The organism is Pantoea sp. Acro-807 (assembly GCF_011752675.1).
In the GTDB taxonomy this organism is placed as follows: domain Bacteria; phylum Pseudomonadota; class Gammaproteobacteria; order Enterobacterales; family Enterobacteriaceae; genus Pantoea; species Pantoea eucrina.
The window spans coordinates 149,899-167,044 of record NZ_VWXE01000006.1 but is presented as its reverse complement, the minus strand read 5'-3'; the positions used below and the strand labels follow the sequence as shown (position 1 = coordinate 167,044).

The 17,146-nt window shown below is 58.2% G+C and carries 14 protein-coding genes and 2 tRNA genes; 5 read left to right on the top strand and 11 right to left on the bottom strand.

All coding sequences use genetic code 11. The features are described 5' to 3' along the window. The first annotated feature begins 3 nt into the window (after positions 1–3). On the top strand, positions 4–903 hold the full coding sequence (gene rarD, locus F3J39_RS14830) for an EamA family transporter RarD (protein ID WP_104085853.1): 900 nt from the start codon (positions 4–6) through the stop codon (positions 901–903). Here the strand turns inward: rarD and F3J39_RS14825 are convergent. The 9 genes from F3J39_RS14825 to F3J39_RS14785 all read right to left on the bottom strand — a co-directional run bounded on the left by F3J39_RS14825 (position 874) and on the right by F3J39_RS14785 (position 11,780). Next, positions 874–1,926, bottom strand: a complete 1,053-nt coding sequence (locus F3J39_RS14825) for an AbrB family transcriptional regulator (RefSeq protein WP_039381762.1) — start codon at positions 1,924–1,926, stop codon at positions 874–876. The genes rarD and F3J39_RS14825 overlap by 30 nt on opposite strands. 213 nt (positions 1,927–2,139) lie before the next feature. Beyond that, positions 2,140–3,093, bottom strand: coding sequence for a magnesium/cobalt transporter CorA (corA, locus tag F3J39_RS14820; protein WP_039381760.1), 954 nt, complete (start codon positions 3,091–3,093; stop codon positions 2,140–2,142). Positions 3,094–3,408: 315 nt separating this feature from the next. Beyond that, entirely contained in the window at positions 3,409–5,571 is a 2,163-nt protein-coding gene (gene uvrD, locus F3J39_RS14815) for a DNA helicase II (RefSeq protein ID WP_039385680.1), read from the bottom strand. Between the two features lie 167 nt (positions 5,572–5,738). Beyond that, the gene (yigB, locus tag F3J39_RS14810; RefSeq protein ID WP_145339801.1) at positions 5,739–6,455 is read right to left on the bottom strand and encodes a 5-amino-6-(5-phospho-D-ribitylamino)uracil phosphatase YigB; all 717 of its coding nucleotides are present in this window, start codon (positions 6,453–6,455) and stop codon (positions 5,739–5,741) included. After that, positions 6,452–7,354, bottom strand: coding sequence for a tyrosine recombinase XerC (xerC, locus tag F3J39_RS14805; RefSeq protein WP_108570304.1), 903 nt, complete (start codon positions 7,352–7,354; stop codon positions 6,452–6,454). The genes yigB and xerC overlap by 4 nt, the downstream gene beginning before the upstream one ends. Beyond that, positions 7,351–8,055, bottom strand: coding sequence for a DUF484 domain-containing protein (locus tag F3J39_RS14800; protein WP_094111160.1), 705 nt, complete (start codon positions 8,053–8,055; stop codon positions 7,351–7,353). Before F3J39_RS14800 ends, xerC begins: the two co-directional genes overlap by 4 nt. Further along, entirely contained in the window at positions 8,052–8,876 is an 825-nt protein-coding gene (gene dapF / locus F3J39_RS14795; protein ID WP_039385679.1) for a diaminopimelate epimerase, read from the bottom strand. Before dapF ends, F3J39_RS14800 begins: the two co-directional genes overlap by 4 nt. Positions 8,877–8,905: 29 nt before the next feature. Then, the gene (locus F3J39_RS14790; RefSeq protein ID WP_039381747.1) at positions 8,906–9,109 is read right to left on the bottom strand and encodes a lipoprotein; all 204 of its coding nucleotides are present in this window, start codon (positions 9,107–9,109) and stop codon (positions 8,906–8,908) included. A 112-nt stretch (positions 9,110–9,221) separates the two neighbouring features. Then, positions 9,222–11,780: a class I adenylate cyclase gene (locus F3J39_RS14785; protein WP_104085856.1), complete on the bottom strand. Its 2,559-nt coding sequence runs from the start codon at positions 11,778–11,780 to the stop codon at positions 9,222–9,224. Between the two features lie 308 nt (positions 11,781–12,088). Here F3J39_RS14785 and hemC point away from each other — a divergent pair, with 308 nt between their 5' ends. The 4 genes from hemC to hemY are packed head-to-tail and all read left to right on the top strand — an operon-like array spanning position 12,089 to position 16,120. Beyond that, the gene (gene hemC / locus F3J39_RS14780) at positions 12,089–13,030 is read left to right on the top strand and encodes a hydroxymethylbilane synthase (RefSeq protein ID WP_094111176.1); all 942 of its coding nucleotides are present in this window, start codon (positions 12,089–12,091) and stop codon (positions 13,028–13,030) included. Then, positions 13,027–13,767: a uroporphyrinogen-III synthase gene (gene hemD, locus F3J39_RS14775; protein ID WP_104085857.1), complete on the top strand. Its 741-nt coding sequence runs from the start codon at positions 13,027–13,029 to the stop codon at positions 13,765–13,767. The genes hemC and hemD overlap by 4 nt, the downstream gene beginning before the upstream one ends. Before the next feature lie 23 nt (positions 13,768–13,790). Next, positions 13,791–14,921 carry a uroporphyrinogen-III C-methyltransferase gene (hemX, locus tag F3J39_RS14770; RefSeq protein WP_039381739.1) on the top strand — a complete coding sequence of 377 codons (1,131 nt, stop codon included), beginning with the start codon at positions 13,791–13,793 and terminating at the stop codon, positions 14,919–14,921. Between the two features lie 2 nt (positions 14,922–14,923). Then, entirely contained in the window at positions 14,924–16,120 is a 1,197-nt protein-coding gene (gene hemY / locus F3J39_RS14765; protein WP_071668214.1) for a protoheme IX biogenesis protein HemY, read from the top strand. Positions 16,121–16,932: 812 nt separating this feature from the next. Here the strand turns inward: hemY and F3J39_RS14760 are convergent. Then, positions 16,933–17,009, bottom strand: a tRNA-Pro gene (locus tag F3J39_RS14760). Between the two features lie 38 nt (positions 17,010–17,047). After that, a tRNA-Leu gene (locus tag F3J39_RS14755) sits at positions 17,048–17,134 on the bottom strand. Between the last annotated feature and the right edge of the window lie 12 nt (positions 17,135–17,146).

Here is a 17,146-nt window from a genome sequence, read left to right as displayed (position 1 = left end):
ACAATGGACAGCCAGCAAACGCGGGAGGGCATTTTTTATGCGCTCGGCGCTTATTTTATCTGGGGCGTTGCTCCGGCCTACTTCAAACTGGTCAGGGCAGTGCCGCCCGCCGAAATCATGACCCATCGGGTGATCTGGTCCGTGCTGTTTATGCTGATCCTGATCACGCTGAGCCGCAGCTGGAAGCAGGTGCGTCAGGTGGCCGCTCAGCCGAAAAAAGTTCTGCTGCTGGCGCTGACCGCCGTCACCGTCGGCGGCAACTGGCTGCTGTTTATCTGGGCGGTCAATAATCAGCATATGCTGGAGGCGAGCCTCGGCTACTTTATCAATCCGCTGATTAATGTGGTGTTGGGTATGCTGTTTCTGCGTGAGCGCTTTCGCCGTCTGCAGTGGCTGGCGGTTGTGCTGGCGGCGGCGGGCGTACTGGTGCAGCTGTGGCAGTTTGGCTCGCTGCCGGTAATTGCGCTGGGGCTGGCGCTGAGCTTTGCGCTGTATGGTCTGGTGCGGAAAAAGATCCAGGTTGATGCACAAAGCGGCATGCTGATCGAGACGCTGTGGCTGTTCCCGCTGGCGGCGATCTATCTGTTTGGTATTGCCGACAGCGCGACCAGTCATCTCAGCGCCAATCCGCTCAGCCTCAATCTGATGCTGGTGACCGCCGGCGTGCTGACCACCATTCCGCTGATGCTGTTTGCCGCAGCCTGCGCGCGTCTGCGCCTCTCAACCGTGGGCTTTTTCCAGTATCTTGGCCCGACGCTGATGTTTCTGCTGGCGGTACTGTTTTATGGCGAGCGCCTCACCCCCGATAAGCTGGTCACCTTTGGCTTTATCTGGCTGGCGCTGGCGGTGTTTATTTTTGACGCCGTACTCTTCTCAGCCCGCACGCGGATGCGCAAAGCGTGAGATAAAGCGCGCCAGTGCCGGGCCGGTGAGCAGAATGGTAAACAGACGCAGCGTCTGCAGCGCCATAACAAACGCCATATCGACCCGGCTGCCGGCGGCGATAATAGCGACGGTATCCAGCCCGCCCGGGCTGGTAGCCAGATAGGCGGTCATCAGGTCAATATGCAATACCCGCGTCAGCATCCATGCCAGCGCCGCACACAGCACCATCAGCCCGAGGATTGAGGCGAGCATCTGCGGCAGCGTCCGCAGCGCCAGCAGGAAAATCGGGCGCGTAAAGCGCAGTCCGACGCTCCAGCCAATCAGCGCATAGGCCAGCGCCAGCAGCCACTCCGGCACCTGCAACGTCGCGATTTCGCTCCCCTGCAGCGTGGCCCCAGTCAGCGCCGGCAGCAGCAGCGCACCGGAGGGGATCCGCAGGCGCTGCCCGAGCCAGGCACCGGCGATCATCACCACCAGCGTCAGCAAAAAACCGTGGCCGAGCGCCGGAAACCAGATTAGTCCGGTCGCACCGCCGCTGGTATCCAGACCAATACGCGCCACTACCGCCGCCGCCGTGGCGACGAACAGCACGCGCAGATACTGCATAAACGCGACCAGCCGCACGTCAGCCCCGAAATCCCCCGCCATCGCCACCATCGCCGAGGCGCCGCCGGGCGACGATCCCCAGGCACCGGTAGGCCCCGGCAGGTTACTGAAGCGCACCAGCAGAAAACCTGAGAGACCGCTGGCGGCCAGCGTAAGGATCAATACCGCCAGCACCACCGGCCAGTCGTTTAATAAGGGGGTCAGTATGGCGGGCGACAGGCTCTGAGCGATCATGCAGCCCAGCACCGCCTGCGCCAGAATAAACAGCCGCTTATCGATGCGCAGCGTTGCGCCGCTGAGTCCCATTACGGTTCCGGTAATCATCGGGCCAAGCAGCAGCGCAGCAGGCAGGTGAAGCAGCTGGAGAGCAACGCCCAGCGTCAAAGATGCAACCACCAGCAGCATCCATTGTAAGCGGAGAGAGTAGTGTGACATGAGCAAAATCAGACAAAGATAAGAGTTCAACAGGTTACGCAGGTTGCGCCCCCGGAGCCAGCGCAAATCGTTTTTTAATCAGCAGGCGGGGGCGATGTTTGACCAGGGCGCCATGAATGGCGCCCCTACAGAAATGTAGGGGGCGCATTTATGCGCCCCTGGCGTCAGACGGGTGCGGTGTTCAACCAGGGCGCCATGAATGGCACCCCACGATCACAGCCAGTTTTTGCGTTTGAAATAGAGATAAGGTGCCAGGCCTGCCAGCATCATCAGGCAGATTGCGCCAGGATAGCCGAAGCTCCATTTTAGCTCAGGCATAAACTCAAAGTTCATACCATAGCTGGAAGCCACCAGCGTTGGCGGCAGGAACACCACCGAGACCACCGAGAAGATCTTGATAATGCGGTTCTGTTCGATATTGATAAAGCCCATCGCCGCCTGCATCAGAAAGTTGACCTTCTGGAACAGGGATTCATTGTGCGGCAGCAGCGATTCAATATCGCGCAGGATCTCACGTGCCTGCTCCAGCTGGTTACCTGGCAGGCGCGCCTTACGCACAAGGAAATTGAGCGCACGCTGCGTATCCATCAGGCAGAGACGGACTTTCCAGCCGATATCTTCCAGCTCGGCGAGACGCGACAGCGCCTCGTCATACTCTTCACCCTGCTGGCCTTCCATAATCACGCGGCTCAACTTCTCCAGCGCGCTATAGATATTTTCAATCTCATCCGCCAGCTGCTCAATTTTGGTCTCGAACAGATCCAGCAGCAGCTCGTAAGCGTTGCCGTCGGTCAGCTGCTGATTGCGGGCGCGCATGCGGTAAAGGCGAAAGGCTGGCAGCTCGCGCTCGCGCAGCGTATAGAGGCGATCTTCGCGGATTGTAAAGGCCACGGTGGAGTTGCCGGCGTGATCTTCAGCATCCTCAAAGAAAAAGAACGAGTGGATATGCAGGCCATCTTCATCTTCAAAGAAGCGCGCCGAGGCTTCAATATCTTCCAGCTCCGGACGCGTTGCCAGGCTCTGTCCCAGCTCTGACTGCACGCGCTCGCGCTCGCTGTCATCCGGCTCGATGAGATCGACCCATACCGACGTGTTGAGTTTATCGTTGTTGTCTTCCAGCTCGATGCGCGTCAGGCGATCGCGCTCGAGTTTAAATGCGCTCAGCATAGCAATACTCCCCATTGCAGACCAAATGGGACAGGGCGGTGCCCGTCACGTCCGAAACGTAACGGACACGGCAAAGCCTTAACGCGGAAACTTTCGCTTCAGGGTGTGATCAGTGCTGACTCATGCGACGGATAAGCAAAGGAGGTCGCGGATAACCTTTAAGGCTACCTGCGTAAAGAGGTAGCCTTAGATATTCCTGCTAAACAGGATGTTGAGCCAGCATCGACTGGGCGCGTCCAAGGCATTGTCCTCTCATGATAATAGTGCGCGCATGTTACGCTGAGACGAAAAAGTCGTCAAGGTAGCGCAGCCGCGCTACATCGCCTCCAGCCGCGCATACGCGGCGACCAGCCACTTAATGCCCTGCCCCTGGAAAGCGACCTGCAGGCGACTGTGCTCGCCGCTGCCTTCCAGATTAATAATGGTGCCTTCGCCAAACTTCGCGTGGCGCACCCGCTGACCCAGGGTAAAGCCGCTGTCGCTTTTGCTGGTGGGCGTGCCCATGCGCTGATGGCTGACCGGACGGCTGACGCTGGCGCGCAGGCGCACTTCCTCCACGCACTCTTCCGGCAGTTCGCCAATAAAGCGCGACGGGCGATGATAGACTTCCTTGCCGTAAAGCCGCCGCGTCTCGGCGTAGGTGAGCGTCAGCTTGACCATCGCCCGGGTGACGCCAACATAGGCCAGCCGCCGCTCCTCCTCCAGACGCCCGCCCTCATCCAGCGACATCTGGCTCGGGAACATGCCCTCTTCCATGCCGACAATAAAGACCTGAGTAAACTCCAGCCCTTTTGCCGAGTGTAGCGTCATCAGCTGTACGGCATCCTGCCATTTATCCGCCTGACCTTCGCCCGCCTCCAGCGCGGCGTGCGATAAAAACGCCTGCAGCGGCATCAAATCTTCATCTTCATCCTGATAGCTGAACTGGCGGGTGGCCGTGACCAGCTCCTCTAAGTTCTCGATACGCGCCTGGCCTTTTTCGCCTTTTTCCTGCTCATACATCAGCCACAGACCGGAATCTTTAATCACGCGATCGGTCTGCACATGCAGCGGCATCTCTGCGGTTTCATGCGCCAGCGCATCAACCAGTTCGCAGAAGCGCTGCAGTGCCGACGCCGCCCGGCCCGCCAGGGCCCGGTTCTGCAGCAGTTCCCGCGTAGCCTGCCACAGCGTCAGCTGTTTTTCGCGCGCCGTCTGCCGTACCACATCCAGCGTTCTGTCGCCCACGCCGCGCGTCGGCGTATTGACCACGCGTTCAAACGCGGCGTCGTCGTTGCGGTTGGCGATCAGGCGCAGATAGGCGAGCGCATCTTTGATCTCCTGGCGTTCAAAGAAGCGCATACCGCCATAAATACGGTAGGGCATGCTGGCCTGCAGCAGCGCCTCTTCCAGCACGCGCGACTGGGCGTTACTGCGATAGAGAATCGCGCAATCCTGCAGCGCATTGCCGTTCTCATGCCAGGTTTTAATGCGGTTAACCACAAAGCGCGCTTCATCCAGCTCGTTAAACGCGCAGTAGATTGAAATCTTTTCGCCGTCGCTGCCGTCGGTCCAGAGCTCTTTTCCGAGCCGCCCGCTGTTGTTGGCGATCAGGGCATTGGCAGATTTCAGGATATGGTTGGTGGAGCGGTAGTTCTGCTCCAGGCGGATAGTTTCCGCCCCGGGAAAGTCCTGCAGGAAGCGCTGGATATTTTCAACCTGCGCGCCGCGCCAGCCGTAGATGGACTGATCGTCATCGCCGACAATAATTACCCGGCTGCTGTCGCCCGCCAGCATGCGGATCCACGCATACTGAATGTTGTTGGTGTCCTGAAACTCATCGACCAGAATATTGCTAAAGCGCTCGCGATAATGATTCAGGATCTGAGGCTTATGCAGCCACAGCTCATGCGCGCGCAGCAGCAGCTCGGCAAAATCGACCAGGCCGGCGCGATCGCACGCCTCCTGATAGGCCTGATAAATACGCAGCCACGTCTGCTCAACCGGATTGTTGTAGCTTTCGATATGTTTTGGCCGCAGGCCCTCATCTTTCTTGCCGTTGATGTACCACATGCCCTGCCGTGCCGGCCACTGCTTATCATCCAGATTCATTGACTTAATCAGACGCTTCAGCAGCCGCAGCTGATCTTCGCTGTCGAGGATCTGAAAATCCTGCGGCAGTCCGGCATCCAGATGGTGCGCCCGCAGCAGGCGATGCGCCAGGCCATGGAATGTGCCAATCCACATGCCGCCCTGTCCGCTGCCAATCAGCTGATCGATACGATGACGCATCTCAGCCGCCGCTTTATTGGTGAAGGTGACCGCCATGATGGAGTATGGCGAGCAGTTCTCCACCGACAGCAGCCAGGCGATGCGGTGCACCAGCACACGGGTTTTGCCGCTGCCTGCTCCGGCCAGCACCAGCAGATTGCTGCGCGGTGCGGCAACCGCCTCACGCTGTTTGTCATTCAAGCCGTCGAGCAGATCAGAAACGTCCATAAGCACCGTTTTTAAAGAATAGAGTTGCGTACCCTGAGTCATTCGTCCTGCAGCGATGCTGCAGATCTCTGAATGGTCGCGCGCTTACGCAGGTAAGTCGCCAGAGTGAACCGGCACAGCCCGTAAAGCCGTGCGCCGGAGGATACGACTGGATAAATTTACAGCCATTATAGCAGTGAGGTCAGGGATGCCAACCGATGAATTTCAACGTGCGGCAGCAGACGGGCGTCATCAATCTGCATCAGATTGCCGCTGTTCAGGTTGATCCAGCACGCCTGCAGGCCGGCGCGCAGTGCGCCTGCAACATCGGTGGTCAGGTCATCGCCAACGTGCAGGATCGCCTCCGGCGCAATAGCAAGCCGCTCCGCCGCGAGATGATACATATCCTGCCACGGTTTGGCGCGACCGTGCGGACCGGCGCGCAGCGTAAACTGAAAGTAGTGCTGAATACCGAGCTTTTCCGGATCGGCATTGCCGTTAGTAATGGCCACCAGCGGCACGCGCTCGCCGAGCCAGCACAGCGTCTGGTGCGTCTCTTCCGGCATCACAACCTGACTGCGCCAGTGGTGGAAGGTGCGCATCACCTCTCCTGCGCCCGCGGCAGCGTCGGCGGCCGGCAGGCCAATATTCAGCAACGCCAGCTCCACCGAACGGCGGCGCCACTCTGAGACGTCATGATAAATATCGGGTTCGCGCGCCAGCAGCTCATCACGCAGCTGCTGATAATCGGCCGGTGTGAATTCACGCAGCGCCGGGTGAAACGCCTGTAGCGCCGCATGCGTCTCCTGCGCGGTCTTACGGATCACCGGGCGGTTGTCATACAGCGTATCATCCAGATCGAAGGTCAGCGCCTTAACCGGATGCAGGGAGCGGTAAAACTTCATTCTGATTTTCCTCGTTTGGCACGCGGATGCGCGGCATCGTAGACCGAGGCCAGATGCTGGAAATCGAGATGGGTATAGATCTGGGTGGTCGAGAGATTGGCATGCCCGAGCAGCTCCTGCACCGCGCGCAGGTCGCCGCTTGACTCCAGCAGGTGCGTGGCAAATGAGTGGCGCAGCTTATGCGGATGAATATGGCTGGCCACGCCCTGCTTGATGCCCCACTCGGCAAACCGCTTCTGCACGTTGCGCGCGGAAATCCGGCTGCCGCGTGAAGAGACAAACAGCGCATCATCCTGCGGAGCAAAACTGTCGCGCAGCGCCAGCCAGTGCTGCAGCCAGGTCACCGCCGTTGCGCCAACCGGCACGCGCCGCTCTTTACTGCCTTTGCCCAGCACCTGGACTTCACCCGACTCTGCATCAAGATCGCGGCAGTTGATCCCGACCAGCTCGCTGAGACGCAGGCCGCCGCCATACATGGTTTCAAGCATTGCGCGATCGCGCACCGCCAGCGGGTCATTAAGGTCAATCTCCAGCAGCTGCGTGACTTCATCCACGTCCATATTCTTTGGCAGATGGCGGGCGTTACGCGGCGTGGCGATACCTTTCGCCGGATTTGCGCTCAGCATGCCCTGGCTGACCTGCCAGTCGAGAAAGCTGCGCAGGGCAGACATCCGCAGCGCCAGACTGCTCGCCTGCAGGCCATCGCGCCGGCTGCGCGCCGCCAGACTGCGCACCTGCGCCGGCTCCAGCTTTGACCATTCGGTTAACTGCATGCTTTCCGCGAGAGTCACAAGCGCCAGCAGCTGGCGACGATAGTTTTTCTGCGTCAGCGGGCTGAGCTGACGTTCAACCTGCAGGTAGCGCAGAAAGGCGTCGACCGCGGGCAGCAGCGTACTCATACGCGCTCGATCCAGCGCGCCAGCAGCGCCGGCAGCATCTGGGCCAGGTGCTGCAGTAAGAGTGTTCCCATGCCTGCCTGATAGTGCTGATTATCGCGGCTGCTGAAGATGACGACGCCCGCTTCACCCCGCTCGCCCAGCAGCGACATCGCAACCGAGCCGACGGCTTTCGCCTGCGGCAGCAGCAGCAGCAGCTCCGGCCCGTTCAGGCTGCCAAGATAGTGCTGCTGCTGACCAAAACGCTGAATACGCAGCGGCTCAAACGCCTGTCGCGCCAGACCCAGCTGGATAAAATCAGAGGGTGCGCCGAGGCGCCATTGATCGCTGAACAGCCGCACATTGGCGCCCGCCAGACCCAGCTCGCGCGCCCAGCGCTGCAGGCGGTTCAGCATCTCCTGCAGGCTGTCAGCAGCGGCGAGATGCCCCTGCAGCGCCAGCAGGCGATCGAACAGCTGATGATTGGCGTTGGCCTGCTCCATCAGCAGCGTGATCTCCTCTTCCAGCTGACGGATGTGGTTGCGCTGGCGCGCCATATGCCACTCTACCAGCGAGACGCTGCCGCGCACCGCGTGCGGCACCGCCATCTGTTCAACCTGACGTGCGTTGCGGATAAAAAAATCGGGGTTCTGCTGCAGATAAGCGCTGACGGCGCGATCGTCAAGCTGCACCGCGCTGTCAGTCTGCTCTTCCGGGTATTTCATAAATGGATAAATCCGTCATAAACGTGGGTGGCGGGTCCGGTCATATATAGCGGCTGTCCGGCCCCCTTCCAGGCGATATGCAGCGTGCCGCCTGGCAGATCGACACGCACTTTTTCTGCCAGCAGCCCCTGCTGAATACCACAGGCTACCGCTGCACAGGCGCCGCTGCCGCACGCCTGGGTTTCGCCGGCTCCGCGCTCATAAACGCGCAGGCGTACGTGCTCACGGCTGACCACTTCCATAAAGCCGACGTTAACGCGTTCCGGGAAGCGCTCGTGACTCTCCAGCGCCGGCCCCAGCGTCTCAACGGCTGCAGTTATCACGCTCTCCACCTGAATCACACAGTGCGGATTACCCATTGAGACGGCACCAAACATCACGGTCTGCTCAGCGACGCGCTGCAGATAGAGATTCTCCGCCTTGTTAGCGCGCAGCGGCACACGCTGCGGATCAAAATCAGGCTCGCCCATATTGACCCGTACCAGCTCATCGCTGGTCACGCTCAGCACCATACGTCCGGTTTGAGTGCTGACGCGAATGTCACTTTTATTGGTCAGCCCTTTGAGGCGCACAAAGCGGGCGAAACAGCGCGCGCCGTTGCCACACTGCGCCACTTCACTGCCGTCAGCGTTAAATATGCGATAGTGAAAGTCGAGATCCGGATCGTAGGGTGGCTCTACGATCAGCAGCTGATCAAAGCCGATCCCCAGATGCCGATCCGCCAGGCGGCGAATCAATTCCGGCGAAAAAAAGACGTTTTGTGTCACTGCATCCACGACCATAAAGTCGTTGCCGAGACCGTGCATTTTCGAGAACTGCATTTTCTGCTCCGCCGGATTACTCATTAAATTTAGTTTGACTGTACGCCTGATGAGCTGCCGGTGACCAGGCCCCCGGTATCCGCCTGCTGAGCGGCCTGCTGCTGCTGTTCTGTCGGCTTGTCATTCTGCTGCGGCTTATCCGCGGGCGGGAAGTATAACGGGCCTTTCAGGCCGCAGCCTGCCAGGCTGACCAGCATCAGCGCCATGCCCAACTGGCTTATGACTCGTCTCATTTTATCTGCTCGTATTGTCCAATTCTCAGCTGCTTATCATCGCAGCTGATGGTGTAAAAGCAACAGGAAATATCGGACAGGGTGGCCGCACAGGCTGGCTGAAAACCCGCGATCAGTGCACCTGATAACGCGGCATAAAATCGGCGTTGTCGTTATCCGGCGGGGTCGGGCAGAGCTGCGTCAGGGTCTGACTGCGGAACGGGATCACCTGAAAACGGTCGCCGGTGTTCACGATTTGATAAAACTGCGGCAGATTGAAATTGATAAAGCTTGAGCCGTAGGTAAAGCGATCGTGTGATGAAGAGTAGAAACGGCTGACGTCGCGCACCAGCTCCTCTTTACTGCCTTCGCAGTGGTGGTAAATCTCCACGCGATTGCTCTCATCGAGAATATAGATGTTGAATCCGCGATCGTCGCTGGTGTCTTCAAAGAAGAACTGAATAATGCCTTCGCTGGCGTAGCCGTTTACCACCGGCGGCAGCGGAGTCTGATTCGATTCCACCTTGATCGATAACCCATGCAGCTTGTTGTTGGAAATCGCGCCGTAAAACTCTACCGCGTTCTCCAGCTTCTGCACCGAGACGCTCATGCGTTCAAAGAAGAGTCCCCAGGTCTGCCCCGCGACGCGAATCGCTTTGAAGCGGCCCGGCTCCTGCCGCGTACTCGACAGGCGCAGCTCAATGCACTCTGATACCAGCTGCTGTACCCGCGTGCGGATCAGGCCACGCAGATGCTGACTGTAGCAAAATACCTCAACCGTATCGGGCGGCGCCGCATCCTGATGCATCTTGCCCAGAATGGTTTTCAGCGCGTCAATCATCGCCTGTTCACCGCTGAAATGCAGGGTACGTACTTCATTCCACGAGTTGCGGTAGAGCAGATCGACGCTGCCAATCAGGCACTGCTGCTGCTGACCAAAGCTGAATACATCCAGCTTGCGGAAATCAAAGTGCACCACCTGGTTACGGAATGCCGCAGTGGGATCGTGCTCAAGATTGACAATAATCGCCAGATGGCGGATTTCGCACGGGCTGTAGAGCGCTTTTGGCGTAGGCGCCGGCAGGCGCAGCGGAAAGTGGCCGGAGACATCGCTGACCAGCTCCTGCAGACGCGCCAGGTCGCACAGCTCGTTACCTTTAATGTGCAGCCGCGTTTTCTGCGTCAGTAATCCGTTGAACCATGCCCACGCCACCAGCTTGTTCAGATAGCGGTTATATTCCAGCGGCTGATGGCTGATAATCGAACTCATATCCGGCGACTGATTATAGAGATACCAGCCTGGCCGGTTCGCGCGCCCGGCGGGCACGTGAATAAAGGTCAGATTCTCTTCTGACAGATCGGGTGATATTTGCGGGTTGACCAGCGTGACTTTACCCGGCAGCGCTTCAAAAGCGGCATACAGTTTACGCGTCAGTACGCCGATATCCTGCGGGCTGGCACTGACGCTTAAATTGTTCCGGCGCGCAAAGCGGATCAGATTACGATAGCTCTGCATCATCGCATCCAGCAGCTCATTATGCGCCTCGCGCACGCGCTCGATCTTCCACTCCGCCCGATTATCCAGAACGGCGAGTTTCGCTTCGTCCCAGCCCCAGGCTTTTACCAGCTGCAGCAGAATTTCGCGCCGCCAGCCGTTGCGGGCGTGCTGATCGTCACCGGAAAGCTTCTCGCACACTTTCAGATAGAAACAGCGCCGCACCAGATCGAGGCGGGCGTGATCTTCCACACTGGTCAGATAGCGCGTGACCCGCTCCAGCATCATGCAGTAAGGATCCAGCCCGAAGCTGACGATCTCGCCTTCATGCAGACGCTGTCTGATATCCATCGCCAGCAGCTGCGTATTCGGATACTCCCAGCTGTACGCTTCCAGCAGCAGCGTTTTCAGCACCGCTTTATAAGGGGAGTCGATACTTTTATAGAGCTGCCACAGGCTGGCGCCAAAATACTCTTCTGCCGACAGCGTACCGAGGCCGCCTAAATCGAGCCATTCGTTCGGTGTCAGTACGCCCTGTGAATAGAGCGACATGACGTAATCGTCATAGTGATGCTCTTCCTCATTCGGCACCATATTCCACAGGATGCGCTTACCTGCCATACGCACCGCCGTGCGATAGAACTCATCGAGCAGCAAAATATGCTGGGTCGATCCGCAATCCTCACCGCCGAGGCTGCCGCTCTCGTTGTGACGAAAACGGTTTTCATCAATAAGGAAAAAGCTGACTTCCACACCCATTGACACACACCACTTCTGTAACAGCGTACACTTACGCTGCAGGGCCAGACGCTCTTCGTTATCAAGCCAGGAGTGGTGGCACACCCAGATATCCAGATCGGATGCGCTGTTCTGCCCGACCGACGAGGTGCTGCCCATCGAGTAGATAGCGGTAATTGGCCGTTCGCCCCCGGCCGCTGGCGTCAGGTCTGCCGCCGGTTTGCCGGTAACGGTATGCAGCAGCTGCTGTTGCTGTTCATCAGGCGTGAAGAAGCAGACGCCGTGTGGAACGTTACCTTCGAGGTAACCCGGCATCAGAGGATGATGATAGTGCAATAATGTTGGCAGCAGACTGTAGACGTGCTGGAAAGCAGGCCCCATGGCAGCCAGCGCGCGATCTACGCGCAGCTGGTTAATCGCATCCAGTCTCTGTTTAAGTGTCTCAATGTAGAGGTACAAGACGTTTCGCCTGATTGTCCCAGTGTTAAGCACCCTGCTTCCAGCGTTTGCCATTTTAATAATGAGGTATGCAGGCAAATTATTGCTGGAAACGTGATCAATCTAACACCAGAAGGATTGACCGTAAAGAAAGTTGCGCTACATGACAGTTTAGCATCTGCCGCAGAGCAACCCGCTTTTTTTGCGCCACGCCTGCTGAGGTATGGCGAGCCACAAATGAATAGTGCGGCCTTTTCAATCCGTTGAAACTGACAGCATTCCCCTATCGATGATAGGATAATCGATGAACGATCAAAATGGTTAACGGTATGTTAAACAAAATTTTCAGAATTGCTACCCGTCAAAGTCCTCTCGCACTCTGGCAGGCACAATATGTTCAGCAGCGCCTGATGGCAGCCCATCCGGGCCTGCAGGTAGAGCTGGTGCCGATGGTGACCAAAGGCGATGTTATTCTCGATACCCCGCTGGCAAAAGTGGGCGGCAAGGGTTTGTTCGTTAAAGAACTGGAACAGGCCATGCTGGAGAATCGCGCCGATCTGGCGGTGCATTCCATGAAAGATGTGCCGGTTAACTTTCCGGAAGGCCTGGGTCTGGTGACTATCTGCGAGCGTGAAGATCCACGCGACGCCTTTGTCTCTAATCACTATAACGCTATCGATGAGCTGCCTCAGGGTGCAGTAGTCGGCACCTCCAGCCTGCGCCGCCAGTGTCAGCTGAGCGCACGCCGGCCTGACCTGATTATCCGTTCGCTGCGCGGCAATGTCGGCACCCGTCTCGGCAAGCTTGATGCGGGTGAATATGATGCCATTATTCTGGCCGCTGCCGGTCTGAAACGCCTTGGGCTGGAAGATCGCATTCGTCAGGCACTGCCTGCAGAGCTTTCACTGCCCGCCGTGGGACAGGGTGCCGTAGGCATTGAGTGCCGGCTTGATGACAGCGCATTAATTACGCTGCTGCAGGCGCTGAACCACAGTGAGACAGCAGTATGCGTGCGCGCTGAGCGCGCCATGAATACCCGGCTTGAGGGTGGATGTCAGGTGCCGATCGGCAGTTTTGCCGTACTGGAAGATGACCAGCTCTGGCTGCGCGGTCTGGTCGGTGCGCCCGACGGCAGCCAGATGGTAACCGGTGAACGCCGTGGCCCGCGTGAGCAGGCGGAGCAGATGGGCATTTCGCTGGCTGAAGAGCTGCTGAATAAGGGCGCGCGCGAAATTCTGCATGAGGTCTATCAGGGACAGCCGCCGGTATGACTATTCTCGTGACCCGTCCGGAACCGGCTGCCAGCGAGCTGGTTGCGCGCCTGCGCGGCCTGGGCAAGCTGGCGTGGGCGTTTCCGCTGATTGAATTTACGCCGGGTCGCGATTTAGCACAGTTACCGCAACAGCTGACGGCGCTGCGGCCGGGCGATCTGGTGTTTCTGCTGTCACAGCAGGTAGTGAATTTCGCCCATCCGGCGCTGCAGCACAGCCAGACAGCCTGGCCCGCTACCGCTGACTACTATGCGATTGGTCGCTCAACCGCGCTGGCGCTGCATACCGTCACAAATCTCAAAGTAGACTATCCTCATGCGCGGGAGACCAGCGAAGAGCTGGTTCGCCTGCAGCGCCTGCAGCAGGTCAGCGGCAAACGCGCGCTGATCCTGCGCGGCACTCCCGGTCGGGAATTATTAGCTGAAACTCTCATCGAACGTGGCGCAGAAGTGCAATACTGTGAGTGCTATCAGCGCAATGAGAAGCACTACGACGGCGCTATTGAGGGTCGGCGCTGGCGCGACCGCGGGATTACCACGCTGGTGGTGACCAGCGGTGAAATGTTAAAACAACTCCATGCACTGTTTCCGCCAATCGATCGGCGGGAGTGGTTACTGCACTGTCGACTGGTGGTCGTCAGTGAACGTTTGGCTACCCAGGCCGCTGAAGCGGGCTGGCAGGAGATAGACGTAGCCGATGGTGCCGATAACGACGCGCTGCTGCGTGCGTTACGCTGAACTTAACAATGGGATGAGCCACAATGACGGAACACAAAGCTTCCTCCGCCATGGTTGAAGAAACTACCCCAGCGGACACTTCCCCGACGCCAGAAAACCAGCCGCCACGCGAAAAACAGCGCGATGGCCGGGTATTAAGCGCCGTGGCAATTGTGATTGCGCTGGCGATTGGCGCAGGCCTTTACCTCAACGGGAAACACCAGGCCGATGTACAGGCTCAGACTAACCAGCAGCTCAGCGAGCAGCTCAGCGCGCTGCAGCAGCAGCTTGGCAGCGACAAACGCCAGCTGACGCAGCAGCTGACTGACGCGGGCACTGCCCTGCAGGAAGCGCGCACGAAGCAGGATAACAGCGCAAAAGAGCTGGAAACGCTGCGCGAAAAAGTCGCCACTATCTCCGGTAATGACACCCGCACCTGGCTGCTGGCGCAGGCTGACTATCTGGTAAAACTGGCGGGCCGCAAACTCTGGAGCGATCAGGATGTCACCACGGCCGCTGCTCTGCTGAAAAGTGCCGATACCAGTCTGGCTGAGATGAACGATCCCAGCATGACCAACGTTCGTCGGGCGCTGACGCAGGATATCAGCTCGCTTTCGGCCGTCAGCCAGGTCGACTACGACGGCATCATTCTCAAGCTGAATCAGCTCTCTAACGGCGTAGACAATCTGCGCCTGGCGGACAACGACAACGACGATGCGCCAATGGATAGCGACGGCGGCGAACTCTCCGGCTCGCTGCACGAATGGCGGCAGAATCTGGTGAAGAGCTGGCATAATTTTATGGATGATTTCATTACCATCCGCCGCCGTGATAATACCGCTCAGCCGCTTCTGGCGCCTAATCAGGACGTCTATCTGCGTGAGAATATCCGCTCCCGTCTGCTGGTGGCTGCGCAGGCGGTACCGCGTCATCAGGAGGAGATTTATAAACAGTCGCTGGATGCGGTATCGAGCTGGGTACGCGCCTGGTATGACACCAACGATGCGGCGACCCGGGCGTTTCTTGCACAGCTGGACGAACTGAGCCAGCAAACCATCTCAATGGATGTGCCGGATTCGCTGGAAAGTCAGCCGCTGCTGGAAAAACTGATGCAAACGCGCGTGCGCAATCTGCTGGCGCAGCCATCGGTTGCGGCTGAACAACAGGGAGGCTGACCATGCTAAAAGTACTGGTACTTTTCCTGCTGTTGCTGGCTGGCGTCGTGCTGGGCCCGATGGTAGCCGGGCATCAGGGTTATGTGCTGATCCAGACTGATAACTGGAATATTGAGACCAGCGTGACCGGGCTGGGGATCATCCTGGTCCTGAGCCTGCTGGTGATTCTGCTGGCAGAGTGGATCCTGCGTCGTCTGTTCCGCACCGGCGTCCGTACGCGCGGCTGGTTCACCGGCCGCAAACGTCGCAGCGCGCAGCGTCATACGCAGCATGCGCTGATGAAGCTGGCTGAAGGTGACTATCAGCAGGCAGAGAAGCTGCTGGCGAAGAATGCCGATCACGCCGATCAGCCGGTAGCAAACTATCTGCTTGCGGCTGAAGCGGCACAGCAGCGCGGCGATGAAACCCGTGCTAATCAGCATCTGGAACGCGCTTCTGAACTGGCAGAGAACAATACTATCCCGGTGGAGATCACCCGGGTCCGGCTGCAGCTGGCGCGCAACGAAGATCATGCGGCGCGTCACGGTGTTGACCGTCTGCTGGAAGTTGCGCCGCGCCATCCGGAAGTGCTGCGTCTGGCGGAGCAGGCCTATATTCGTACCGGTGCCTGGGGTGCCCTGCTGGATATTCTGCCGGCGATGCAAAAGGCCAAAATTAACGATGATGCGCAGCGTCATGCGCTGCAGCAGCAGGCGTGGCTGGGGCTGATGAACCAGGCGATGGCCGATCAGGGTAGCGAGGGCCTGAAGCGCTGGTGGCAGAGTCAGAGCCGCAAAACGCGGCAGGAGACTGCGCTGCAGGTCGCCATGAGTGAGCATCTGATCGAGTGCAACGATCCCGACACGGCTCAGGATATCGTGCTGGACGGTCTGAAAAAGCAGTATGACGATCGGCTGGTGCTGCTGATGCCGCGCATTAAAAGCGGCAATCCTGATGCGCTGGAGAAAGCGCTGCGTCAGCAGATCAAACAGCATGGGGCAACGCCACTGCTGCACAGCACGCTGGGGCAGCTGCTGATGCGCCACGGCGAGTGGCAACAGGCGGCCGATGCGTTTGAGCAGGCGCTGGCGCAGCGTCCTGATGCGTTTGATTATGCCTGGCTGGCGGATGTCTACGATCGCCTGCAGCGTCCGGAGGATGCGGCCAGCATGCGCCGCGAGGGCCTGCTGCTGACGCTGAAGAACAATCCGGCAACCTGATTTATGCTTGTTGTTTGTCTGCCGGGCTTGTCCCGGCTTTTTTTTGCCTGAACCGTGCCATCCCCGCCGTAAGCAGATAAAAAAACACCTGCCAGAAGCAGGTGTAAGATCAGGTCGTAAGACAACTGATGGTATCCGACTCAACGTAATGTCCGTCTAACTACAGTAGCGCACAGCGTTACTGCCAGGCTGGACAACGGATACCGTAAGGGGCTCTGCATCATTCCCAGGTTTATGTCGCCTGAGCGGACATAAGAGGTGGAATGAGCATCTACGACAGGAAGTATTGCACAAGATGTGCCAGATTGGCATTTTTCTTAAAAAGCTTTTCTGGTTCAGAGAGTTAACGCTGCTGTTCTCTTATCTTAAAAGCGACATGCCGCAGGCAGTATGCCATTGTGGTCATTTCCGTCGCAAAACAGCGACAAATAGTTCTCTTATGGAACAAATTCAATTTATTCAAAGCGTTATCTGTCGCAAAAATACGACAAAAACTGTAGCGGTCGAATGGCGGGTTTAAACCAGGGCGCCATAAATGGCGCCCCTACGGTTTGGTGGGGGCCGCGCATCGTATCGCGGATTTTTTTGCAGGGGTCGCATTTATGCGACCCTGGCCGCAGACCGTATCGCGGGTTACGTCATTGCGTATCGTACCCGCCCTTAACCAGGGCGCCATAAATGGCCCCCCTACGGTTTGGTGGGGGCCGCGCATCGTATCGCGGATTTTTTGCAGGGGTCGCATTTATGCGACCCTGGCCGCAGATTACACGCAAACGAAAAAAGCCTGCTTTTTCAAGCAGGCTTTTCGAATATGGTCGGCGAGAGAGGATTCGAACCTCCGACCCACTGGTCCCAAACCAGTTGCGCTACCAAGCTGCGCTACTCGCCGATTTTTTACTTCTTTACTTCTGTTACTAAAATTCTGCCTGGTGCGAAGAGAGGGACTTGAACCCTCACGTCCGTAAGAACACTAACACCTGAAGCTAGCGCGTCTACCAATTCCGCCACCTTCGCATGTCCCAGCAA